At 41.0% G+C, this 25,774-nt stretch carries 17 protein-coding genes and 1 pseudogene; 17 read left to right on the top strand and 1 reads right to left on the bottom strand.

Annotation, left to right across the window (positions count from 1 at the left end; translation table 11 throughout):
• Positions 1 to 34: 34 nt before the first annotated feature.
• The 17 genes and pseudogenes from SINDD18_RS11020 to purB all read left to right on the top strand — a co-directional run bounded on the left by SINDD18_RS11020 (position 35) and on the right by purB (position 21,681).
• Positions 35 to 211: a hypothetical protein gene (locus SINDD18_RS11020; RefSeq protein WP_186822188.1), complete on the top strand. Its 177-nt coding sequence runs from the start codon at positions 35 to 37 to the stop codon at positions 209 to 211.
• Positions 212 to 419: 208 nt separating this feature from the next.
• Entirely contained in the window at positions 420 to 575 is a 156-nt protein-coding gene (locus SINDD18_RS11015) for a hypothetical protein (protein ID WP_193750844.1), read from the top strand.
• Positions 576 to 798: 223 nt separating this feature from the next.
• The gene (gene comA, locus SINDD18_RS07915) at positions 799 to 2,952 is read left to right on the top strand and encodes a peptide cleavage/export ABC transporter ComA (RefSeq protein ID WP_061863744.1); all 2,154 of its coding nucleotides are present in this window, start codon (positions 799 to 801) and stop codon (positions 2,950 to 2,952) included.
• Positions 2,953 to 2,964: 12 nt separating this feature from the next.
• Positions 2,965 to 4,314, top strand: coding sequence for a bacteriocin secretion accessory protein (locus SINDD18_RS07910; protein WP_061863743.1), 1,350 nt, complete (start codon positions 2,965 to 2,967; stop codon positions 4,312 to 4,314).
• A 168-nt stretch (positions 4,315 to 4,482) separates the two neighbouring features.
• Positions 4,483 to 5,190, top strand: a complete 708-nt coding sequence (gene purC / locus SINDD18_RS07905) for a phosphoribosylaminoimidazolesuccinocarboxamide synthase (protein WP_061863742.1) — start codon at positions 4,483 to 4,485, stop codon at positions 5,188 to 5,190.
• 63 nt (positions 5,191 to 5,253) lie between these two features.
• Entirely contained in the window at positions 5,254 to 8,979 is a 3,726-nt protein-coding gene (locus SINDD18_RS07900; protein ID WP_061863741.1) for a phosphoribosylformylglycinamidine synthase, read from the top strand.
• Between the two features lie 168 nt (positions 8,980 to 9,147).
• A complete protein-coding gene (purF, locus tag SINDD18_RS07895) occupies positions 9,148 to 10,590 on the top strand; it encodes an amidophosphoribosyltransferase (protein ID WP_061863740.1) in 1,443 nt (480 codons plus the stop codon).
• Positions 10,591 to 10,626: 36 nt separating this feature from the next.
• Positions 10,627 to 11,649, top strand: coding sequence for a phosphoribosylformylglycinamidine cyclo-ligase (purM, locus tag SINDD18_RS07890; protein ID WP_061863739.1), 1,023 nt, complete (start codon positions 10,627 to 10,629; stop codon positions 11,647 to 11,649).
• Positions 11,649 to 12,203, top strand: coding sequence for a phosphoribosylglycinamide formyltransferase (purN, locus tag SINDD18_RS07885; RefSeq protein ID WP_061863738.1), 555 nt, complete (start codon positions 11,649 to 11,651; stop codon positions 12,201 to 12,203). Before purM ends, purN begins: the two co-directional genes overlap by 1 nt.
• 75 nt (positions 12,204 to 12,278) lie before the next feature.
• Positions 12,279 to 13,826 (top strand): bifunctional phosphoribosylaminoimidazolecarboxamide formyltransferase/IMP cyclohydrolase, encoded by a 1,548-nt coding sequence (gene purH, locus SINDD18_RS07880; RefSeq protein WP_061863737.1) that lies wholly within the window; start codon positions 12,279 to 12,281, stop codon positions 13,824 to 13,826.
• Positions 13,827 to 13,947: 121 nt separating this feature from the next.
• A complete protein-coding gene (gene purD, locus SINDD18_RS07875; RefSeq protein ID WP_061863736.1) occupies positions 13,948 to 15,213 on the top strand; it encodes a phosphoribosylamine--glycine ligase in 1,266 nt (421 codons plus the stop codon).
• 198 nt (positions 15,214 to 15,411) lie between these two features.
• Positions 15,412 to 15,903, top strand: a complete 492-nt coding sequence (gene purE, locus SINDD18_RS07870) for a 5-(carboxyamino)imidazole ribonucleotide mutase (protein ID WP_061863735.1) — start codon at positions 15,412 to 15,414, stop codon at positions 15,901 to 15,903.
• Complete coding sequence (purK, locus tag SINDD18_RS07865; RefSeq protein ID WP_061863734.1) at positions 15,890 to 16,981, top strand: 5-(carboxyamino)imidazole ribonucleotide synthase; 1,092 nt, start codon at positions 15,890 to 15,892, stop codon at positions 16,979 to 16,981. Before purE ends, purK begins: the two co-directional genes overlap by 14 nt.
• A gap of 308 nt (positions 16,982 to 17,289) precedes the next feature.
• A pseudogene (locus tag SINDD18_RS07855) lies at positions 17,290 to 17,678 on the top strand (SRPBCC family protein).
• Between the two features lie 40 nt (positions 17,679 to 17,718).
• Positions 17,719 to 18,516: a DUF6710 family protein gene (locus SINDD18_RS07850; RefSeq protein ID WP_061863731.1), complete on the top strand. Its 798-nt coding sequence runs from the start codon at positions 17,719 to 17,721 to the stop codon at positions 18,514 to 18,516.
• 310 nt (positions 18,517 to 18,826) lie between these two features.
• Positions 18,827 to 20,386 (top strand): NERD domain-containing protein, encoded by a 1,560-nt coding sequence (locus tag SINDD18_RS07845; protein WP_061863766.1) that lies wholly within the window; start codon positions 18,827 to 18,829, stop codon positions 20,384 to 20,386.
• A complete protein-coding gene (gene purB / locus SINDD18_RS07840; RefSeq protein ID WP_061863730.1) occupies positions 20,383 to 21,681 on the top strand; it encodes an adenylosuccinate lyase in 1,299 nt (432 codons plus the stop codon). The genes SINDD18_RS07845 and purB overlap by 4 nt, the downstream gene beginning before the upstream one ends.
• Positions 21,682 to 21,726: 45 nt before the next feature.
• On the opposite strand, the gene strH is transcribed toward purB, so the two are convergent.
• Entirely contained in the window at positions 21,727 to 25,521 is a 3,795-nt protein-coding gene (strH, locus tag SINDD18_RS07835) for an LPXTG-anchored beta-N-acetylhexosaminidase StrH (protein WP_061863729.1), read from the bottom strand.
• Between the last annotated feature and the right edge of the window lie 253 nt (positions 25,522 to 25,774).

The raw sequence follows: 25,774 nt of genomic DNA, 5'->3' as shown, positions 1-25,774 counted from the left end.
AAATTGAACTAAAAAGGAATAAAAGTGAACTTGTATGAAAAATCTAAAAAATGTAATGGGAGCCTTTTTAATTATTTTTGGAGTGCTTTGCATATTAGGAGATTTAAATGTAATTACCTTTAATGTTGAAAAATATTTCCAAACAGAGTTATTTGTTCCGATGCTTATTTTGATGATGAGTTATTTAGATTCAGGTAAAGACAAGGTTTAAATAGAACTATTATTAGTATGTGGCAAATGCTATTGAATAATCATCATTTAGTTACTATCAATGAAATAAGAACTAAAAAAATGGAGAAATAAATGAATATCTCAGAAGAATTTGCGGCTATAATTATATCAGCCTCAGGAATAGTAGGACTTTTGGTTGGAGTAGCTATTGGATTAGCTAGTATTATTTAAAAAGGAGTAGATAAAAGATGAAAAAACTGAATAAAAAATTTGCTATTATGACAGAGGAAGACTTGGCTGTAACTAAGGGAGGTTTCATTGCTAGTGCTTCTACAGCAGTAGCTTGGGGAGTTTTAGGAGGAACTTCTTATATGTTTGGACGTTATCTAGGAAGTAGACGTTAATTTAAAAATTTGTGGTAAATCGTAAAAAAATTGGAAAAGGTAAGAAATATTAATCATTATATTTTCTAGGTAGGACGTTTGTTCTACCTATTTTTATTTAGGAAAAAGTGCTGTTCAGGTGCAGTTATTGTTTTTTTAGAAATAATATTCTATTTGCTTTTTTATTTGGATAAAATAATCTTACAAAGTTTTCTTTGGAGATTGTTAGGAAAAGGAGTAGGATATGAAATTTAGTAAACGGTATTATCGTCCTCAGGTAGACCAGATGGACTGTGGTGTGGCTTCATTAGCCATGATCTTTGGTTATTATGGTAGTTATTATTCTTTAGCTCACTTGCGAGAGTTGGCCAAGACGACCATGGATGGGACGACGGCTTTAGGCTTAGTAAAGGTTGCTGAGGAAATTGGTTTTGAGACGCGAGCAATAAAGGCGGATATGACCTTGTTTGATTTGCCGGATGTAACTTTTCCTTTTGTGGCTCATGTGCTTAAGGAAGGGAAATTGCTCCATTATTATGTGGTGACTGGGCAAAACAAGAACAACATTTATATTGCTGATCCAGATCCTAGTGTTAAGCTGACCAAGATTTCTCGTGAGCGCTTTGCCAAGGAGTGGACAGGAATCACTATTTTTATGGCACCATCTCCGAGTTATCAGCCTCATAAGGAACAAAAAAATGGTCTGCTTTCCTTTATCCCTATACTAGTGAAACAGCGAGGTTTGATTGTTAATATCGTTTCGGCGACCCTCTTGGTGACCTTGATTAACATTGTGGGTTCTTATTATCTGCAGTCTATCATTGATACTTATGTACCAGATCAGATGCGCTCGACACTGGGAATTATTTCGATAGGGCTAGTCATCGTTTATGTCCTTCAGCAAATCTTATCTTATGCCCAGGAGTATCTTTTACTTGTTTTGGGGCAACGCTTGTCCATTGATGTGATTTTATCCTATATCAAGCACGTTTTCCATTTGCCCATGTCCTTTTTTGCGACACGCAGGACAGGGGAAATCGTGTCTCGTTTCACGGATGCAAATAGTATCATCGATGCGCTGGCTTCGACTATTCTGTCAATCTTTTTGGATGTATCTACTGTCTTGATTATTTCAGTAGTTCTATTTTCGCAGAATAGCAATCTCTTTTTCATGAGTTTACTAGCCCTTCCTATCTACACAGTGATTATCTTTGCTTTTATGAAGCCCTTTGAAAAGATGAATCGGGAAACTATGGAAGCCAATGCGGTTCTGTCTTCTTCTATCATTGAGGACATCAATGGCATTGAGACCATCAAGTCCTTAACTAGTGAAAGTTCACGCTACCAAAAGATTGACAAGGAATTTGTAGATTATCTGAAAAAATCATTTACTTACAGTCGGGCAGAAAGTCAGCAAAAGGCTCTGAAAAAGCTTGCCCAACTCTTGCTCAATGTTGCCATTCTCTGGATGGGGGCTCTCCTAGTCATGGATAATAAGATGAGTTTGGGCCAGTTGATTACCTATAATACCTTGCTTATTTACTTTACAAATCCATTGGAAAATATCATCAATCTGCAAACCAAACTTCAGACAGCGCAGGTTGCCAATAACCGTCTCAATGAAGTTTATCTGGTTGCATCTGAGTTTGAGGAAAAGAAAACAGTCTCAGATTTGAGCTTGCTAGAAGGAGATATGGATTTCAAGCAGGTTCACTACAAATATGGCTATGGTCGAGATGTCTTGTCGGATATCAATCTAACCATTCCGCAAGGCTCTAAGGTGGCTTTTGTAGGGATTTCAGGATCGGGTAAGACGACGTTAGCTAAGATGATGGTTAATTTTTATGATCCTAGTCAGGGGGAGATTAGTCTGGGTGGCGTCAATCTTAATCAAATTGATAAAAAGGCTCTGCGCCAGTATATTAACTACCTGCCTCAGCAACCCTATGTTTTCAATGGGACGATTTTGGAGAATCTTCTCCTTGGAGCTAAGGAGGGGACGACCCAGGAGGATATCTTGAGAGCAGTGGAGTTGGCTGAGATTCGGGAGGATATCGAGCGGATGCCACTGAATTACCAGACAGAATTGACTTCGGATGGAGCGGGCATTTCAGGTGGGCAACGTCAGAGAATTGCTTTGGCGCGTGCTCTCTTGACCGATGCGCCTGTCTTGATCTTGGATGAGGCGACCAGCAGTCTAGATATTTTGACCGAGAAGCGAATTGTCGATAATCTTATGGCTTTGGATAAGACCTTGATTTTCATCGCTCACCGCTTGACCATTGCTGAGCGGACAGAGAAGGTTGTTGTTTTGGATCAAGGCAAGATTGTCGAAGAGGGTACACATATGGATTTACTGGTTCAGGGTGGTTTTTATGCCCACTTGGTGAATAGTTAGAGAGGAGAAAAGATGCAATCAGAATTTTTAGAAAGTGCTGAGTTTTACAATCGTCGTTACCATAATTTTTCTAGTTATGTGATTTTTCCAAGTTTTATCTTGTTTTTGTTCCTGATCGTTTTTTCAATTTTTGCACAAAAGGAGATAAGCTTGACAGCTGGAGCTACGGTAGAACCTGCTCGTATCATTGCCACCATTCAGTCTAGTAGTAATAGTAAGATTGTTGCCAACCATTTGGCTGAAAATAAGTTTGTCAAGCAAGGGGATCTTCTCGTTCAATACCAAGAGGGAGCAGAAGCAGTTCAGGCTGAGAATTATGCTAGTCAGTTGGAAATGCTCAAGGATCAGAAGGTTCAACTGGAGTATTTAAAAGCAAGCCTTCAAGCAGGAAGTGATCAATTTCCTGAAGCAGATAAATTTGGTTATCAGCATAGTTTTTTAGATTATCTAAATCAAGCTGCTAGTCTGCGAAGTCAGGTTGAGCAACAAAATGCTAGTATATCATCTCAAAATGCAGCAGCCAGTGGTAGTCAGACAGAATTAGGCAATCTCATCGGAGAAACCCAGTCTAAAATTAAAGAATATCAGCAAGCCAAGTCTGCTATTCAGGGTGATGGACACTTAGAGAGTGATCATCCAGCTTATGCTATTTATCAGTCTTATCAGTCAACAAAAGAGCAGGGATCAGAAGCCAAACAGCAGGCCTTATCTCAGCTAGATGCTCAAATCACTCAGTTGGAGTCAACTCTTGCAGGTTATCGAGTACAGTATGCAGGTTCAGGAGCCCAGCAAGCTTATGCATCTGGATTGGGAAGTCAGTTGGAGTCATTAAAATCTCAGCAACTAGCCAAGGTAGGCCAGGAATTAACGCTCTTGGATCAGAAAATTCTTGAAGCGGAGTCGGGTAAAAAGATTCAAGGAAATCTTTTAGACAAGGGGAAAATTACAGCAACAGAAGATGGTGTTCTACATTTGAATCCTGAGCATAGTCGATCTACCATCATTCCAGAAGGAACTATTCTCGCTCACCTTTTTCCGCAGTTGGCTAGAGAGAGAAAGGCAAAACTAACAGCTTATATCAGTTCTAAGGAAGTGGCTGGTCTCAAGCATGGAAATGAGGTACGATTTACAACGGTAACGGATGCCAATAAGCAGCTAGTATTGACCTCCAAGATTACGAATATCGATACCAGTGCGACTCAGACAGAAAAGGGCAATTTCTTTAAATTAGAGGCAGAGACGGATTTGAATGCTGAACAAGCAGAAAAACTTCGTTATGGACTTGAAGGTCGTTTGACTATGATTACAGGTAGGAAGAGTTTTTTACGCTACTATCTTGACCGCTTTTTGAAACGAGAATAAGGTTCGCATTCTAATTCAAATCAATCTTAGAAAATCGCAAATGAAAATTCGTTTGCGATTTTTCTGTACTTTTTCAGATATGATATCAAATATAGTTCGTGAAATATTTGATTTTTAGTGTATGTTGTGTTAGAATGATGTAAAGTAATACGAAAGGCGAACAAGAAAATGTCCAGTAAACTTATTTATACGGGAAAAGCTAAAGATATCTATACTACAGAAGACGAAAATGTGATTAAGTCGGTCTACAAGGACCAGGCAACCATGCTGAATGGAGCTCGTAAAGAGACCATTGAGGGTAAAGGTGTGCTGAATAATCAGATTTCGTCTCTTATTTTTGAAAAATTGAATGCTGCTGGTGTGGCGACACACTTTATCGAACGTATTTCTGACACAGAACAATTGAATAAAAAAGTGACAATCATTCCTTTGGAGGTTGTGCTTCGTAACGTAACTGCAGGTTCTTTCTCAAAACGTTTTGGTGTGGAAGAAGGTTTGGACTTGAAAACTCCAATCGTTGAATTCTACTACAAGAACGATGAGTTGGATGATCCATTTATCAATGATGAGCATGTCAAGTTCTTGGATATTGCCAATGATGAGCAAATTGCTTATATCAAGGAAGAAACGCGTCGTATCAATGAATTGCTGAAAGATTGGTTTGCACAAATTGGTCTTCGCTTGATTGACTTCAAATTGGAATTTGGTTTTGATAAGGATGGCAAGATTATCTTGGCAGACGAATTTTCACCAGATAATTGTCGTCTTTGGGATGCTGAAGGGCACCATATGGATAAGGATGTTTTCCGTAGAGATTTGGGCAGTTTAACGGATGTTTACAAGGTCGTTTTAGAAAAATTACAGAGCTTGAAGTAATCTTTTTGAAACGGAAACCCTTCGTCTTCGATAACCTATTTGAATAGAAATAAAGGAAATAAAATGGATAAACGTATTTTCGTTGAGAAAAAAGCTGATTTTCGTGTGAAATCGGACTCTTTAGTAAAAGAATTACAGCATAATCTTCAGTTGAAAACCTTGAAGGATCTTCGGATTGTTCAAGTTTACGATGTTTTTGGTTTGGCAGAGGACTTGTTTGCGCGTGCGGAAAAACATATCTTCTCTGAGCAAGTGACTGATACTGTTTTGGACGAGGCTACGGTTCAGGCTGATCTTGAGAAGTATGCTTTCTTTGCTATCGAAAGTTTGCCTGGTCAATTTGACCAACGTGCGGCATCTTCACAAGAAGCTTTGCTGTTGCTTGGTAGTTCAAATGATGTAACAGTGAACACAGCGCAACTTTACTTGGTTAACAAGGATATTGATGCGAATGAGTTGGAAGCTGTCAAAAACTACCTCTTGAACCCAGTGGATTCTCGTTTCAAAGATATCACTGTTGGCATTGCGAAACAGGATTTCTCTGAGTCTGACAAGACCATTCCAAACTTGGATTTCTTTGAAAGCTATACGGCAGAAGATTTTGCACAGTATAAGGCTGAGCAAGGATTGGCCATGGAAGTGGATGACCTTCTCTTCATTCAAGATTACTTCAAGTCTATTGGTCGTGTGCCAACTGAGACTGAGTTGAAGGTGTTGGATACTTACTGGTCTGACCACTGTCGTCACACAACTTTCGAGACTGAGTTGAAAAACATCGACTTCTCAGCTTCTAAATTCCAAAAACAATTGCAAGCGACTTATGACAAGTATATTGCCATGCGTGATGAGTTGGGACGTACAGAAAAACCTCAAACCTTGATGGATATGGCGACTATTTTTGGTCGTTATGAGCGTGCCAATGGTCGTTTGGACGACATGGAAGTGTCTGATGAAATCAATGCCTGCTCCGTTGAAATTGAAGTGGATGTCAATGGTGTGAAAGAACCATGGCTTCTCATGTTCAAAAACGAAACTCACAACCACCCAACGGAGATCGAACCATTTGGTGGAGCGGCAACTTGTATCGGTGGTGCCATTCGTGACCCATTGTCAGGTCGCTCCTACGTTTACCAAGCCATGCGTATTTCAGGTGCTGGCGATATTACAGCCCCAATTGCTGAAACTCGCGCTGGGAAATTACCACAACAAGTGATTTCTAAAACAGCGGCTCACGGTTATTCTTCATATGGGAACCAAATTGGTCTTGCGACGACCTATGTTCGTGAATACTTCCACCCAGGTTTCGTTGCTAAACGTATGGAGCTAGGTGCAGTTGTCGGTGCAGCTCCTAAGGAAAATGTTGTTCGTGAAAAACCTGAAGCAGGTGATGTGATTATCTTGCTCGGTGGTAAGACTGGACGTGACGGTGTCGGTGGTGCGACAGGTTCTTCTAAAGTTCAAACAGTTGAATCTGTTGAAACAGCTGGTGCTGAGGTTCAAAAAGGGAATGCCATCGAAGAACGTAAGATCCAACGTCTTTTCCGTAATGGGGAAGTGACACGTCTGATCAAGAAATCAAATGACTTTGGTGCTGGCGGTGTCTGTGTAGCTATCGGTGAATTGGCAGATGGTCTTGAAATTGATCTAGACAAAGTGCCATTGAAATACCAAGGTTTGAACGGTACAGAAATTGCCATTTCTGAATCTCAGGAACGTATGGCTGTAGTGGTTCGTCCAGATGATGTAGATGCCTTCGTTGCTGAATGTAATAAAGAAAATATTGACGCGGTTGTCGTTGCGACAGTGACTGAAAAACCAAATCTTGTTATGCACTGGAATGGTGAAACCATCGTTGATTTGGAACGTCGTTTCCTTGATACAAACGGTGTACGTGTAGTTGTGGATGCTAAGGTGGTTGACAAGGATGTCAAGCTTCCAGAAGAACGTCAAACATCTGTTGAGACCCTTGAAGCAGATACGCTTAAAGTCTTGGCTGACCTTAACCATGCCAGTCAAAAAGGGTTGCAAACTATCTTTGATAGCTCAGTTGGTCGTTCAACAGTCAATCACCCACTTGGTGGTCGTTACCAAATCACACCAACTGAAGCTTCCGTACAGAAATTGCCAGTCCAACATGGCGTGACAACAACTGCTTCTGTTATGGCGCAAGGATTCAACCCTTATGTAGCAGAATGGTCTCCATATCATGGCGCTGCTTATGCAGTCATCGAAGCAATAGCTCGTTTGGTTGCTACTGGTGCAAACTGGTCTAAGGCTCGTTTCTCTTATCAAGAATACTTCGAGCGGATGGATAAACAAGCAGAGCGTTTTGGTCAACCAGTAGCAGCTCTTCTTGGATCAATTGAAGCTCAGATTCAACTTGGTTTGCCATCTATCGGTGGGAAGGACTCTATGTCTGGTACCTTTGAAGAATTGACAGTACCACCAACCTTAGTTGCTTTTGGTGTCACAACTGCAGATAGCCGTAAGGTCCTTTCTCCAGAATTTAAAGCTGCTGGTGAAAATATCTATTACATCCCAGGTCAAGCTTTGGCACAAGAAATTGACTTTGATCTTATTAAGTCTAACTTTGCTCAATTTGAAGCTATCCAAGCTGATCACAAAGTGACAGCAGCATCAGCGGTCAAATATGGTGGTATCCTTGAAGCTCTTGCCCTTGCAACATTTGGTAACCATATCGGTGCCACTGTAACCCTTGAAAATCTTGAGACTGCTTTGACAGCTCAATTGGGGGGATTCATCTTTACATCTCCGGAAGAGATTTCAGGGGTTGCCAAGATTGGACAAACAGCAGCTGACTTTACACTTACTGTCAATGGTGTAATGCTTGATGGACAAAAACTTGACAGTGCCTTCCAAGGTAAATTAGAAGAGGTCTACCCAACGGAATTTGCACAAGCAACTGAGTTGGAAGAAGTACCTGCTGTGGCATCAGATGCTGTTATCAAATCTAAAGAAATAGTTGAGAAACCTGTGGTTTACATTCCGGTGTTCCCAGGTACCAACTCGGAGTATGACTCCGCTAAGGCCTTTGAAAAAGAAGGGGCCAAAGTCAACTTGGTACCATTTGTCACACTGAATGAAGAAGCGATTGTCAAGTCTGTTGACACCATGGTTGACAACATTGAAAAAGCAAACATTATCTTCTTTGCCGGTGGCTTCTCAGCTGCCGATGAACCTGATGGATCAGCTAAATTTATCGTGAACATCTTGCTCAATGAAAAAGTGCGTGCAGCTATCGATAGCTTCATCGAAGGTGGTGGTTTGATTATCGGTATCTGTAACGGATTCCAAGCTCTTGTCAAATCAGGTCTTCTTCCATACGGTAACTTTGAAGATGCAAGCAGTACTAGTCCAACCCTCTTCTACAATGATGCCAACCAACACGTGGCTAAGATGGTTGAAACACGGATTGCTAACACCAACTCACCATGGCTTGCTGGCGTGAAAGTTGGTGACATCCATGCCATCCCAGTATCACATGGTGAAGGTAAATTTGTCGTGACAGCTGAGGAATTTGTAGAACTTCGTGACAATGGTCAAATCTTTACCCAATATGTTGACTTCGAAGGCAAACCAAGCATGGACTCTAAGTACAATCCAAATGGTTCTGTTAATGCGATTGAAGGTATCACAAGCAAGAACGGTCAAATCATTGGGAAGATGGGACACTCAGAACGTTTCGAAGACGGTCTCTTCCAAAATATTCCAGGAAATAAAGACCAATATCTCTTTGCATCAGCGGTTAAATACTTTACTGGAAAATAGGCTTTGCAGATTTTCTAATAGATAAGCATCAGTAAATGTAAAATCAAGTAGATGAAACTTACGACAAATGCAAATGATTTATTGTTGCGAGTGAAACGAGCTTCTGCCGTATCATTCTGCTCTAGTATCGTTAAGGAATGATACACAAATAAAAATTAGGTATATAAAATGACATACGAAGTAAAATCTCTTAATGAAGAATGTGGTGTTTTTGGTATCTGGGGTCACCCAGACGCTGCCAAATTGACCTATTTTGGACTCCATAGTCTTCAGCACCGTGGTCAGGAGGGGGCAGGGATTCTCTCCAATGACCAAGGGAAATTGAAGCGTCATCGTGATATGGGGCTTTTATCAGAAGTCTTCAAGAATCCTGCGAATTTGGATAAATTGACAGGAACTGGAGCGATTGGACACGTGCGTTATGCGACTGCGGGAGAAGCTTCTGTAGACAATATCCAACCTTTCCTTTTCCGCTTTCACGATATGCAGTTTGGTTTGGCTCATAATGGGAATCTGACCAATGCAGAATCGCTCAAGCAAGAATTGGAACAAAGAGGAGCGATTTTCAGCTCAACCTCTGACTCTGAAATCTTGGCTCACCTTATTCGCCGTAGTCACAATCCAAACCTGATGGGTAAAATCAAGGAAGCGCTCAGTCTTGTTAAAGGTGGTTTTGCTTATCTCTTGATGTTTGAAGATAAGTTAATTGCAGCGCTTGACCCAAATGGCTTCCGTCCTCTGTCAATCGGGAAAATGGCTAATGGAGCAGTAGTGGTTTCATCTGAAACCTGTGCCTTTGAAGTAATCGGTGCTGAGTGGATTCGCGACGTAAAACCAGGCGAAATTGTTATTATTGATGATAGTGGTATCCAGTATGATAGCTACACAAACGACACTCAGTTGGCTATCTGTTCCATGGAGTATATCTACTTCGCCCGTCCCGACTCTAACATCCATGGAGTCAATGTTCATACAGCTCGTAAGAGAATGGGAGCTCAACTGGCACGTGAGTTCAAGTATGAAGCTGATATCGTAGTCGGGGTGCCAAACTCCTCTCTTAGCGCAGCTATGGGATTTGTGGAAGAATCAGGTCTACCAAATGAAATGGGGCTCATCAAGAACCAATATACGCAACGGACCTTTATCCAGCCTACTCAAGAATTACGCGAGCAAGGGGTTCGGATGAAGTTATCTGCGGTTTCTGGTGTCGTTAAAGGCAAACGCGTTGTCATGATTGATGACTCGATTGTACGAGGAACAACATCTCGTCGCATTGTCCAACTTTTGAAAGAAGCGGGGGCATCAGAAGTACACGTTGCCATTGGGAGTCCTGCTCTTGCCTATCCTTGTTTCTACGGGATTGATATTCAGACACGTCAGGAGCTGATTGCGGCCAATCATACCATTGAGGAGACTTGCCAAATCATTGGTGCGGATAGTCTGACTTATCTTTCTATTGATGGCTTGATTGATTCTATCGGCATCGAAACAGATGCGCCAAATGGTGGCCTCTGTGTGGCTTACTTTGATGGGAAATATCCAACTCCTCTCTATGACTATGAAGAAGAATATCGTAGAAGTTTGGAAGAAAAAACGAGTTTTTACAAATAAAATTTCCCATTGAAGGAAAGGAAAAGGAAAAAACAAATGACAAATAAGAATGCGTATGCCCAATCGGGTGTGGACGTTGAAGCAGGTTATGAAGTTGTTGAACGTATCAAAAAACATGTTGCCCGTACAGAGCGTGCGGGTGTCATGGGAGCTCTTGGTGGTTTTGGTGGCATGTTCGACCTTTCAAAAACAGGTGTTAAAGAACCTGTTTTGATCTCAGGAACAGATGGTGTTGGAACCAAGCTCATGCTAGCTATCAAGTATGACAAACACGATACGATCGGTCAAGACTGTGTTGCTATGTGTGTTAACGATATCATCGCTGCAGGTGCGGAGCCCCTTTACTTCCTAGACTATATCGCAACTGGTAAAAATGAACCAGCCAAACTAGAACAAGTTGTTGCAGGTGTGGCTGAAGGTTGTGTACAAGCTGGTGCAGCCCTCATTGGTGGTGAAACGGCTGAAATGCCTGGCATGTACGGCGAAGACGACTATGACTTGGCTGGTTTTGCAGTCGGTGTTGCAGAAAAATCTCAAATCATCGACGGTTCAAAAGTAGCAGCAGGGGATGTGATTTTGGGGCTTGCTTCAAGTGGTATCCACTCAAATGGTTATTCACTTGTGCGTCGTGTCTTTGCCGATTATACAGGTGAGGAAGTCCTCCCAGAATTGGAAGACAAGAAACTCAAGGACGTTCTTTTGGAGCCAACTCGTATCTATGTCAAGGCTGTCTTGCCACTCATTAAAGAGGAATTGGTGAATGGGATTGCCCACATCACAGGTGGTGGTTTCATCGAAAATGTCCCACGGATGTTCTCAGATGATTTGGCTGCTGAAATTGACGAAAGTAAAGTACCAGTCCTTCCAATTTTCAAAGCTCTTGAAAAATATGGCCAAATCAAACACGAAGAAATGTTTGAAATCTTCAACATGGGGATTGGTCTCATGCTTGCGGTGAAACCAGAAAATGTGGAACGTGTCAAAGAACTTCTCGACGAACCTGTTTATGAAATCGGTCGTATTGTGAAGAAAGATGGCACAAGTGTGGTGATTAAATAATGGCTAAAAAGATTGCTGTTTTTGCCTCTGGCAACGGCTCAAACTTTCAGGTGATTGCGGAACAATTTCCAGTAGAATTTGTCTTTTCAGATCACCGGGATGCCTATGTCTTAGAACGTGCAGAAAAGCTAGGGGTTTTATCTTATGCCTTCGAACTTAAAGAGTTTGAGAATAAGGCAGACTATGAAGGAGCCATCGTCGAACTCTTAGATGAGCACCAGATTGACTTGGTTTGTCTCGCAGGCTATATGAAAATCGTTGGCCCGACTTTACTAGCAGCTTATGAAGGCCGTATCATCAATATTCACCCAGCTTTTCTCCCTGAATTTCCAGGTGCTCATGGTATTGAGGATGCTTGGAATGCAGGTGTGGACCAGTCTGGCGTGACTATTCACTGGGTGGACTCTGGTGTTGATACCGGTAAGGTCATCAAACAAGTCCGTGTGCCACGCCTTGAAGGGGATACCCTTGATACTTTCGAGACTCGCATCCACGAAACAGAGTACAAACTCTATCCAGAAGTTTTGGATAGTTTGGGGGCTGCACGAAAATAAGGAAGCTCTCGAGCTGAAAGAAAATTTTCGACTGTAGCAGATGAAGAACTTTTTTAAAAAAGGAAATGAAAGAACATGACTAAACGAGCACTTATTTCAGTCTCAGATAAAGCAGGCATTGTTGAATTTGCCCAAGAACTCAAGAAACTTGGTTGGGACATCATCTCAACTGGTGGTACTAAAGTTGCCCTTGATAATGCCGGTGTTGATACCATTGCCATTGACGATGTGACTGGTTTCCCAGAAATGATGGACGGTCGTGTCAAGACTCTCCATCCAAATATCCATGGCGGTCTCCTCGCTCGTCGTGACTTAGATAGCCACTTGGAAGCAGCTAAAGACAACAAGATTGAGCTCATTGACCTTGTGGTGGTCAACCTTTACCCATTTAAGGAAACTATCCTTAAACCAGATGTGACTTATGCTGATGCTGTTGAAAACATCGATATCGGTGGTCCATCCATGCTTCGTTCTGCAGCGAAGAACCACGCTAGCGTCACAGTTGTGGTAGATCCTGCTGACTATGCTGTTGTTCTTGACGAATTGGTAGCAAACGGCGAAACAAGTTATGAAACTCGCCAACGTTTGGCAGCCAAGGTTTTCCGTCACACAGCGGCTTACGATGCCTTGATTGCAGAATACTTCACAGCTCAAGTGGGTGAAAGCAAACCTGAAAAACTCACTCTGACTTATGACCTTAAACAACCAATGCGTTACGGTGAAAATCCTCAACAGGATGCGGACTTCTACCAAAAAGCCTTGCCAACGGATTACTCCATTGCATCAGCGAAACAGCTCAACGGTAAGGAATTGTCCTTTAACAACATTCGCGATGCGGACGCTGCTATCCGTATTATTCGCGATTTCAAAGAACGCCCAACGGTTGTGGCTCTCAAACACATGAACCCGTGTGGGATTGGTCAAGCTGATGACATCGAGATTGCTTGGGACTACGCATATGAGTCTGACCCAGTGTCTATCTTTGGTGGAATCGTCGTTCTTAACCGTGAGGTAGATGCTGCGACAGCTGAGAAGATGCACGGTGTTTTCCTTGAAATCATCATTGCACCAAGCTATACGGATGAAGCGCTAGCCATTTTGACCAACAAAAAGAAAAACTTGCGCATTCTTGCCTTGCCATTTGATGCCCAAGATGCTAGCGAAGTGGAAGCAGAATACACAGGTGTTGTCGGTGGACTCCTCGTTCAAAATCAAGACGTGGTCAAGGAAAGCCCAGCTGACTGGCAAGTGGTAACCAAACGCCAACCAACTGAGACAGAAGCGACTGCCCTTGAGTTTGCATGGAAAGCCATCAAGTATGTCAAATCAAACGGAATCATCGTGACTAATGATCACATGACACTTGGCGTTGGCCCTGGTCAAACCAACCGCGTGGCTTCCGTCCGTATTGCCATTGACCAAGCTAAAGATCGCCTTGACGGTGCTGTCCTTGCTTCGGATGCCTTCTTCCCATTTGCGGATAACGTGGAAGAAATCGCTAAAGCAGGTATTAAGGCCATCATCCAGCCAGGGGGGTCAGTCCGTGACCAAGAGTCCATCGAAGCCGCGGATAAATACGGCTTGACCATGGTCTTTACAGGCGTGAGACATTTTAGACATTAAGAAAATAAAAGGGAAGAAAACAGTTTCTTTCCTTTTTTTGCTTTAAAAGCGAAACGAAACAAGATTAAAACGAACGTTTATGGTATAATGTTAGTAAATAATTCGCAAAAGAGGTTGAAAAATGAAGCTGTTAGTTGTCGGCTCGGGTGGTCGTGAACATGCCATTGCTAAGAAGTTGCTTGAGTCAAAAGACGTTGAAAAAGTCTTTGTAGCTCCTGGGAATGACGGGATGACTCTGGATGGTCTGGAATTGGTGAATATCTCTATTTCCGAACATTCTAAATTGATTGACTTTGCAAAAGCCAATGATATTGCTTGGTCCTTCATTGGTCCAGATGACGCCCTTGCTGCTGGAATCGTGGATGATTTTAATAAAGCTGGTCTCAAGGCTTTTGGTCCGACTAAAGCTGCGGCTGAGCTTGAGTGGTCTAAGGATTTTGCTAAGGAAGTCATGGTCAAATACGGTGTTCCGACAGCAGCCTATGGCACATTTTCTGACTTTGAGGAAGCCAAAGCCTATATCGAAGAGAAAGGCGCTCCAATCGTAGTCAAAGCAGATGGTTTGGCCCTTGGGAAAGGTGTCGTCGTTGCGGAGACAGTTGAGCAAGCAGTTGAAGCTGCTCACGAGATGCTTTTGGACAATAAATTTGGTGACTCAGGTGCCCGTGTGGTCATCGAGGAATTCCTGGATGGAGAGGAATTTTCACTCTTTGCCTTTGTCAATGGTGACAAGTTCTACATTATGCCAACGGCTCAGGATCACAAACGTGCCTATGATGGGGACAAGGGACCTAACACTGGTGGGATGGGTGCCTATGCGCCAGTTCCTCACTTGCCACAGAGCGTGATTGATACAGCGGTTGACACCATTGTCAAGCCAGTCCTCGAAGGCATGATTAAAGAAGGGCGCCCCTATCTTGGTGTCCTTTACGCTGGGCTTATTTTAACAGCTGATGGACCCAAAGTCATCGAGTTTAACGCTCGTTTCGGAGATCCTGAAACACAAATTATCTTGCCTCGTTTGACATCTGATTTTGCACAAAATATCACTGATATTTTGGATGGCAAAGAGCCGGCCATCACGTGGACGGACAAGGGGGTGACTCTGGGTGTGGTTGTGGCCTCAAACGGCTACCCACTCGCTTATGAGAAGGGTGTCAAACTTCCAGCCAAGACAGAAGGCGACATCATCACTTACTATGCTGGTGCTAAATTCGCTGAAAATAGTCAAGACCTCCTTTCAAACGGAGGACGTGTCTACATGCTAGTCACAACAGCAGACACCGTCAAAGACGGCCAAAACATTATCTACAAGGAACTCAACAAACAAAATACAGAAGGCCTCTTTTACCGAACAGATATCGGAAGCAAGGCTATAAAAGATTAACAGATACTAAATTTGTCAATGGCGAGCGAAAGCGAGCCAAAATAGGATAATCGTCGCAGTAGTGGAACTCCTAGTAGCAAAGCTACTAGGAGCGGAAAACTGGAGACCCAGGCTCCAGTTTTAGTAATGGAACGCCATAAGCGGTCGCTTACGTCCGCACTACAATAGACGATTATTAAAAAGAAAAAAGGAAAAATTATGACTAAACCACTAATTTCCATCATCATGGGCTCAAAATCCGACTGGGCAACCATGCAAAAAACCGCTGAAGTCCTAGACCGCTTCGGTGTAGCCTACGAAAAGAAAGTTGTCTCTGCCCACCGCACACCTGATCTTATGTTCCGCCATGCTGAAGAAGCTCGTAGCCGTGGCATCAAGATCATCATCGCAGGTGCTGGTGGCGCAGCCCATTTGCCAGGGATGGTAGCAGCCAAGACAACACTTCCAGTCATTGGTGTGCCAGTCAAATCACGTGCTCTTAGTGGTGTGGATTCGCTCTATTCGATTGTTCAGATGCCAGGTGGGGTTCCTGTAGCAACCATGGCTATCGGTGAAGCAGGTGCGACTAACGCTGCCCTCTTTGCCCTCCGTCTCCTCTCTGTAGAAGATAAGTCCATTGCGGACGCACTTGCTAACTTTGCCGAAGAACAAGGAAAAATCGCAGAGGAGTCTACAAATGAGCTCAACTAAAACTATTGGTATCATCGGTGGTGGTCAGCTAGGTCAGATGATGGCTATTTCTGCTATCTACATGGGACACAAGGTTATCGCGCTGGACCCTGCGGCAGATTGCCCGGCCTCTCGTGTGGCGGAAATCATCGTGGCTCCTTATAATGATGTGGACGCCCTTCGTCAGTTGGCGGACCGCTGTGATGTTCTTACTTATGAGTTTGAAAATGTCGATGCTGACGGTTTGGATGCCGTTATTAAAGATGGTCAGCTTCCTCAAGGAACAGATTTGCTTCGCATCTCCCAAAATCGGATTTTTGAGAAGGACTTCCTTTCCAATAAGGCTCAAGTAACGGTAGCTCCTTACAAGGTCGTGACTTCAAGCCAAGATTTGGCAGATATCGACCTATCTAAAAACTATGTCCTCAAGACGGCGACTGGTGGCTATGATGGGCATGGACAAAAGGTTATTCGCTCAGAAGCAGACTTGGAAGAAGCCTATGCACTAGCTGATTCAGCAGACTGTGTCCTGGAAGAATTTGTCAACTTCGACCTTGAAATTTCTGTCATCGTGTCAGGTAATGGTAAGGACGTGACAGTCTTCCCTATTCAGGAAAATATCCACCGCAACAATATTCTATCTAAGACCATTGTGCCAGCTCGCATTTCTGAAAGTCTAGCAGACAAAGCCAAAGCTATGGCAGTGCGAATTGCTGAACAGCTGAACTTGTCTGGAACTCTCTGCGTGGAAATGTTTGCGACGGCCGATGACATCATTGTCAACGAAATTGCGCCACGCCCACACAACTCAGGGCATTATTCGATTGAGGCTTGCGACTTTTCTCAGTTTGACACTCATATCTTGGGCGTTCTGGGAGCACCATTGCCAGACATCAAACTACATGCACCAGCAGTCATGCTCAATGTTCTCGGCCAGCATGTCGAGGCTGCTGAAACATATGTGACAGAAAATCCAAGCGCCCACCTCCACTTATATGGTAAAATAGAAGCGAAGCACAACCGCAAGATGGGACATGTGACTTTGTTTAGTGATGAACCAGATAAGGTTGAAGAGTTTGGAAAAGGGATTGATTTTTAGGTGAAAATAGCAATTTTAGGGCTTGAGGTACTTATTCCATACAAAACTGATAATTTCTTTGGTTGACCTCATCCAGTCACTGTACTTTGCTTTAGTAGATGATCTCATATTTATTAAAGTGCTGGATATTGCTTCCACAATGATGGTTATAGTGTTTATATTTGCAATTGCTTATGGAATGTGGGATATATCAATGAAAAAAGATATCAGGCTTCCATTCATGTGGCAACTGGCGTATGTACCACCTTTATATTGATTTAGTATCAAACTATTCGTAAGAATAGTGTTGATAATTAAGAGTAGGAATAGTGGTAAAATCTAATAGGAAAGCGAGATTTTCTGGTCTATTGATAAAGTTTGGGAATGTGTGACTGATTTATCAAATCAAACTTGGAGAAGTGATCTTGGTCGGTTTGAAAAAATAGATGACAGTCACTTTATTGAATACATTCAAAATGATATCCAGACAAATTTTAAGGTAAAAAAGGTTGACTTACATAAGCGTTGGGAACTTGAGTTTGAAAATAAAAAACTCCAAGGAACTTGGCTAGGACGATTTGATTATAAGGATGGACAAACGATTCTGGATTTTACAGAAGATGTTACTGTTAAAAATATCCTACTGACATCATTTGCTTGGTTCTGTTTAAAAAAACAGTATTTCCTTGATTTGGGAAAAGCACTACAAACTAGATAATGAGAAGTAAACGGAGATTTATAGTATCTAGGAGGAAATAATGTTAAATTTCTTAAGAAAATTATTTGGCAGTATACAAGGATCAAAAAGTGTGATTGATTATAAAGGTTATAAAAATAAATTTACAAACTATATGAATATGGTTGAAGGCTGTAGTAAAAATGAAGACAGAGTGAAAACAGCTCAAAATCTGTTGATGGTTGTGGTTGAGTATCTAAATTTTGATGAGGCTATTCAAGCAGTTGAAACTAATCATGAAGCACAAGATAATTCTTTGATTGAAGAAATTTATAACAAAATTGTATACGAAATAGATTTAACTATTGATGAGATCATCTGCCGAAGCATACATCCGGATGATGCGAAATATTATAAAAACAAAACAATTCGAGAGCAAGGACCAATTGAAATAATGGTGAAGGAGTTACCTATTTTGTTAAATCCATGGAATTCGAACAGAATAATAACTAATCTCGATACAATAAATAATCAAAATCCTTTTGATGGGGATCGCTATAGTTACAATATAGAGAATCACTATGTATATCCAATGGATATTGTGATTTGTAATGGAGCTAATCATTCGCAATTTGCAGCAAGAATGATTAATAAAGGAAATACTGTTATTAAAGAAGTGAGGGATTATTCTGTTCTATATGAACATGTTTACTTTGATGGAAAAGATTATAGAAATAAAGAAGGTCATTTAATTATTAGCTTAGATTATAATAAAAAAGTAATTTTCTATTCAGGGGTCATTTTTGAGTTGGGGCGGTTTTTGCTTGACGCTGATTATCATAGATTTAAAGAGACGAGGAAAACTGCTTTAGACTTTTAGCTTTTTAATAACAAACTTACTACAATGAAGTAAGTATTTATTAATAGTGTATGGTTGCAATTCAAATAAATATCAATAAACTTGCACAAAAAGAGAGTTGTAAGTACTGGAGAAATAGAATTTTATAGTTAAGTATAAGAGGCTCATTGTTCAGTATTTGTATTGTTATAGGAGAATTTGCACTTGTTATTGAATATCGTTTTCAAAAGTATATTGTATTATTTATTATTAGCTATAGAAGTGGATGTTTTAAGTGAAATACAGTAAGTGTTATGAGTTAGTGAAAATTTTTTATAGAAGCATTGTAAAGATATTTGGAAACTTTAAAAGAAGGATTAGGAGACAAGAAAGGTATCCTAAAAGTCTAGAGGATATAGAGAAAGAGATATACCAACTTAGTAATATTGATGATATTCTGAATTATATTTTAAAATACTATAATATTTATTATTCAATAAATAAATTAAATACTGTGATGAATTTAGCTATTATTCAAAGAAAGCGAGAATCAAATTCACAATTTTCACTGAAACTTATGGTTCAGTTATATGTATACATATTATTGAAGTATAACGGAGAGTCAAAGAAGGATGTAGTTACTTCAGATGAAATTGAAATTTTCTTTTTATTCATAAATGTCCTTCAAAATAATATATCTAATAACCAAGTGGAACAGTCAATACAAGATAGAAGGAGCGATAGTTTACAAAGTTATCTAAGTTACCATTTTGATTTTCGAAAAGAACTTTGGGAGTATTATGAAATATGTAGGATGTTTGATAATGAAGCAAGAAAACAATATGGATTTTCAATTTACGAAAATTTTGACAAGTTATTATATATAATCTGTAATGTTAAATCTCGCCTAGATGGATTAGTGTGTAGTTGTAGCCAATTTTCAGATAGAGAGTTGGATGAAATCTTTGGGGATATTGATTATAGTAAATTATTTATGACTGCTTCAAAAAATATGGAAGTAAGATATTTGACCTCTTCTATACAAATATTAGGGGGTTCTATTGGAATTAAAAGGAATTTGACATATTTTTTACCTGCATCAGAACATATTCTATCTAGTATTGAACAAAAACTAATTTCTTGTTCAAAAAATAAAGGAGACATATTAGAGAAGGAATTAAAAACTATTTTGGAAAATGATTTTGATGTTGATAATGTTTATCAATCTTTATATTTAAAAACTAGTAAAAAAGAAGAACAAGATTTCATTGTTATTTCAGGTAACAATATCCTATTAATAGAATGCAAGGCTAGGGATTTTAAAGAGATTCCGTTTAATCAAAAAATGTCAGAGGAGCGTCGCCAGCAGCTGTTTAAGAAAGTGGTATTGGCAGCTTCTGAACAAGCTGAGAGAGCTAAACAATATATCCTTGATAATGAAATTGCAATATTTACTGATAAAAAGGGAAGTACTGAGCGACTTAGGATTGAAAATATAAAATCTAAAAAAATATATAAGGTAGTCGTAACATTAGATGATTACTATAAATTATCTGAAATGGCAATAGATTATTTTAAAGATAGGAATAGAAATGATTTGATTGACACATGGATTGTAAATTATTTTGATTTCCAAAAGATAATCTGGCATAGTGGAATAGAGAAGATATTTGATTATATATCTTATAGGACATCTGGAATTGAAACTATACGTTCTATTCAAGCTAGTGAGATAGCACAGTATGGATATTATATCAGTCCTAACTATAACTTTATCCCACCTAATGGTTACAATATTGAAGTTAACATAATGGGACGATTTGAAAATTGGTCACTACCTTTCGAAGAAAGTAAAAATGAACTTGTTTTAAACAACACTATATTTAAATATCAAAAGGAGAAACAACTATGATCAACCGTTACTCTCGCCCTGAAATGGCGAACATTTGGACTGAAGAAAATAAATACCGTGCTTGGCTTGAGGTGGAAATCTTGGCTGACGAAGCATGGGCTGAATTGGGAGAGATCCCTAAGGAAGATGTAGCTTTGATTCGTGAAAAAGCGGACTTTGACATTGACCGTATCTTGGAAATCGAGCAGCAAACGCGTCACGATGTGGTGGCTTTCACGCGTGCGGTTTCTGAGACTCTTGGTGAAGAGCGTAAGTGGGTTCACTATGGTTTGACTTCTACTGACGTAGTGGATACGGCATATGGTTACCTCTACAAACAAGCCAACGACATCATCCGCAAGGATCTTGAAAATTTCCTCAATATCATCGCTGACAAAGCCAAAGAACACAAGTTCACCATCATGATGGGGCGTACCCATGGTGTGCACGCTGAGCCTACAACTTTTGGTCTTAAATTGGCTACTTGGTACAGCGAAATGAAACGTAACATCGAACGTTTCGAGCATGCAGCTGCTGGTGTGGAAGCTGGTAAGATTTCTGGTGCGGTTGGGAACTTTGCCAACATCCCACCATTCGTTGAGAAATACGTCTGTGACAAATTGGGTATCCGTGCTCAAGAAATCTCTACACAGGTCCTTCCTCGTGACCTTCACGCTGAGTACTTTGCAGTTCTTGCGAGCATCGCAACTTCTATCGAGCGTATGGCGACTGAAATTCGTGGTCTTCAAAAATCAGAACAACGTGAAGTGGAAGAGTTCTTTGCTAAAGGTCAAAAAGGTTCATCTGCTATGCCTCACAAACGTAACCCTATCGGTTCTGAAAACATGACAGGTCTTGCACGTGTGATCCGTGGTCACATGGTAACAGCTTATGAAAACGTCGCTCTCTGGCACGAACGTGATATCTCTCACTCATCAGCAGAGCGCATCATCGCACCAGATACAACCATTTTGATTGACTACATGCTCAACCGTTTCGGAAACATCGTTAAGAACTTGACAGTCTTCCCAGAAAACATGATCCGCAACATGAACTCTACATTTGGTTTGATTTTCAGCCAACGTGCCATGCTTGCTTTGATTGAAAAAGGGATGACGCGTGAGCAAGCTTACGACCTTGTACAACCAAAGACTGCTCAATCATGGGATAACCAAGTTGACTTCAAACCACTTCTTGAAGCAGATCCAGAAGTAACTTCACGTCTCACTCAAGAAGAAATCGACGAAATCTTCAACCCAACTTACTACACCAAACGAGTGGATGACATCTTCGAACGCATCGGTTTGGGTGACTAACAATAAAACAAAAAAGCGAGATTGTATCTCGCTTTTTATTTGTGCTTAATCTTTTTTCTTGCTAAGTCCATAAGCTGTGAGAGCAGTCATAAGACCAGTAGCAATCAACCATTCTGAACCTTGGCTTCCTGTTTCAGGAAGTTTATTTTCTTTTGCTACAGGAGCTGGACCTTGAGGAAGAGCTTTGTTTTCCTCAGCAGGAACAGATGCTGGAGCTGGTTCATTTGGAATTTCTAGTTTTGGTTTTTCTTCAGCGATAGCTGCTTGACCATGTTCATCACCGACATGAGTGACAGGGTTGCCAACTTCGATCACTTGAGCGACTGGTTCTTGAGCGACAACACTAGTAACCAATGTTTTAACTTCAGATCCATCAGCAGCAGTAGTCACAGAGTAAAAATGGCTACGACGACCGTTGACACCTGCAGTTACTAGACGAGTTTGTCCTTTAGGTAGTGAAGGAGTCTCGCGAGTGATGGTTGTAAATGGAATTTCTTCATCTTCGATGACTACTCGAGGTTTATTTACAACAGGAGCTTGACCTTTTTCGTCTCCTACATGTGTTGTTAATGTTCCAACTTCGACAACTTGATTGACAGCTTCTTTCGTTACTTGTCTTTCAAGAACGGTTTCTGTTTTCTTGCCATTTTCAGTTACAACTGAAAGATAGATAGTCCGTTCACCTTTGACACCTTCAGTGATGACTTTCTCTTGTCCTGCTGGAAGGTTAGGATTTTCTTTCTTAACAATCTCAAACGGAATTTCTTCTGTCTTAACTAGAAGCTCTGGTCGATTTTCAACTGTAGCAGCAGTTTCACTCTCATCGAGGCTTCCTGAGTGAGTGGCAGCTGGTTTAAGACCAAGTCTAGCAGCTTTGAGATTAGCTACAAGTGTGTCCAATTCAGCTTGTTTATTACGATTGAGGTTGTAGTTCAGAGCGTCTTTAGCAGCCTTGAGAGCGTCGAGACTTTCTGTACTGTATCCTTCTAAGTTTTCAGGGATTTGAGCAAGTTCTTCGCGTAGCGCTTTGTAGTCAGCACGGAAGTAGTCCTTGTTGTGGTCTGCAAAGGCAGTCATGAGTTCAAAGATTTCTTCTTCCTTGTATTCTGCGCTTGGTCTATCAGCCCAGATAGCTAACATACTACCAACAGTAGGTAGATCAACTTCAGGATATTTAGTTGATGCTAACTGGTTAAATGGAGTTTTTTCAGTATTTTCAATAGCTTTCTTGAGGAAGCCACCGCCATCTTCTGGTTTTTGACCGAGAATGTAGTACCAATCTCCATTTGTGTTAAGGAATTTATAACCTTTGCTTGCTAGATATTGAGGAGACGCAAGGTTGTAACCCCACCATCCTTTAGACCAGTAAGAAATGATAACGTCTTTATCAAACTCAACATCATCCTTGTCTTCGTAGTAGAAGCCATCGTTAAAGGCCATTGGTTGCAAGCCTTTTTCTTTAGCCATGGCAGCTAGGCTATTAGAGTATTCAGCAAATTTACCGTAGAGACCATACCACTTGAGGTAGTACCAACCTTGAGCATTGGTAGCGTCATTAGCATACTCATCTGTACCATAGTTAAAGATCTTAGTCTTGCCTGCAAAGAAGTCCATGTACTTACCGATAAGGGCTTTTGTAAAGTTCATTGCTTCTTCGTTTTCAAGGTCCATAGTTGTTTTTGAAACCTTGTCAAAGTTGGCTTGAGGGTTTGCGATGCCTAATTTTTCCATAGCGACAAGCATAGCATCCATGTGACCTGGGCTATTGATAGCTGGGATGAGTCCAAGTCCTTTATCCTTAGCATACTGGATAAGCTCAGTGATTTCAGCTTGGTTCAAAGTAGTTCCATTAGGATCATCGTAGTAAGATTTTGTTCCTTCGATGATGGCCTTTTTCACATCGTCGCTTGCATAAGTCTTGCCATTTGCTGAGATACTCATATCATCAAGTAGGAAGCGAAGTCCATCATTTCCAAGGAGCAAGTGAAGGTCAGAGTAACCGAGCTCGCTGGCTTTATCTACGATGCGTTTAAGTTGGTCTAGCGTGAAGTATTTACGTCCAGCATCGATAGAGATGACCTTGTTTTTAGCTAGTTTTTCAACTTCGCGTTTAGCATCTTCTTCTTTTTGAGCTTCTGGAGTGAAGGTCAAGTTGCTAACAGCTTCTTGGAGTTTTGCGATCGCTTGATCAATAGTATCTTGTTGAGCACGGCTGAGATTGCTATCGAGAGCACGAATGGCTTTTTCAGCTTCTTTAACGGCTGCAATACTTTCTTCTGTGTAGCGAGTAAGGTCTGTCGGAACTTCTTTCAGAGCTTGTTCAGCAGACTCGTAATCAGCAGCGAAGTATTCAGCATTTGAGTTTGCGAATTGACGCATGAGTTTGAAGAGACGAGATGGAGAGTAGCGAGCAGATGGAGTATCAGCCCAAGCAGCTACCATACCACCGATAATAGGAACGTCAGCTCCTTCAGTTTTTGGAACAGAAGTAATCGGTGTACTCTTAATACCGTTCAATCCTTGATCAAGGTTGTACCAACCTTGCCCGTCAGCATTACGGCCAAGAACGTAGTACCAAGCATCGTTAGTATTGAGGATTTCGTGTCCTTTTTCAGCTAGTAATTTAGAAGAAGCGACATCGTAACCGCCCCAGCCACCAGTCCACATAGAGACGATGATGTCCTTGTCAAAGGTACCAAAACTTGTATCGCTATTATAGTAGATACCGTCGTTGAAGGCCATTGGTTTTAGACCGTGAGATTTGACGATACGAGCTAGGTCATTAGCATAAGCGATGAATTTGTCATAGCCCTTGTCTGGGAATCCATCTTCTGGATACCATTTATAGGCTTGAAGAACGCTCCAACCTTTGGCATCCGTAGCATCGTTAGCGTACTCATCCAAACCGATGTTGAAGATTTCAGATTTACCAGCAAAGTAGCCCGCATACTTATCAATCAAAGCTTTTGTGAAGGCAACTGCTTTTTCATTGTCAAGGTCGACAGTACGTGCTGATTCTTTACCAAAATAGTTAAAGTTAGGCTTTTCAATACCCAGTTCTTTCATGGCATTGAGGATAGCGTCCATGTGACCAGGACTGTTAACAGATGGGATAAGACCAATACCTTTATCCTTAGCATAGTTAATCAAGTCGGTCATTTGGCTTTCAGTTAGATGATTGCCGTTTGGATCGTTGTAGTAAGCATTTGTTCCATTTTCAACAGCGCGTTTGACATCGTCGCTCGCATAAGTCTTGTCTCCTACAGTTAGGGACATATCATCTAGCATAAAGCGCAAGCCGTCATTTCCGACTAGGAGATGAAGATCAGTATAGCCATAGTGTTTGGCTTTGTCGATGATTTCTTTCAGTTGTTCAGGAGAGAAGTATTTACGCCCTGCATCGATTGAAACGATTTTCTTTTTAGCTAGTTTTTCATTGACTTGAGCTGCTTTCTCTGTAGCGACTACAGGAGCTTCAACTTTAGCAACTTCTTTGTTTTCTTCATTTTCAGATTCTGTTTTCTTAGCTTCTTCAGCTACTTCAGCTGTGACAGGCTCTGCTAGGGCAGGTGCAGGTGTGCCAAGATCTTCCTGTGGAGAAGAAGTTTCCGACGTAGAAGTAGCGGTAACTTGTTCTTCAACTGAAGAGACAAGCTTTGGCTCTTCCGCTGCTGGAGGAGTTTCTGGAACGGTTTGGCTAGTGCTAGCTTGGTTTTCCGCCACAGGAGTTAGTCCGTCTGCTGCCACTACTTGGGCTTGGAAACTTAAACCTATCAGTACCGAGGCAGCACCGATGGCATATTTACGAATAGAGAAACGCTGTTGTTTGTCTGGTTTCATGTGAGACCTCCTTAAGTCGTTTAGTTTGGTAGCGTTTACAAAAACTATTTCCATTGTAAGTTCTGTTTCTCTAAAAGTCAAGACTTTTAGAGAAATAACTATAAAAAATAGAATAACTTATAAATTATGATATATTTTTTAGTTTCTTATCAATTTTTAGTAAAAAAGTTACTAATTATAGTTATATTTAACTAACTGTTTTCAAGAAAGAAACTTGATGTTACAATGGACATGTAAAAAAGCCTGAGACAGG

The organism is Streptococcus infantis, from assembly GCF_001579645.1.
Taxonomy (GTDB): Bacteria; Bacillota; Bacilli; order Lactobacillales; family Streptococcaceae; genus Streptococcus; species Streptococcus infantis_E.
The sequence above is the reverse complement of the archived record's forward strand: the minus strand, read 5'-3'. Positions and strand labels throughout refer to the sequence as shown.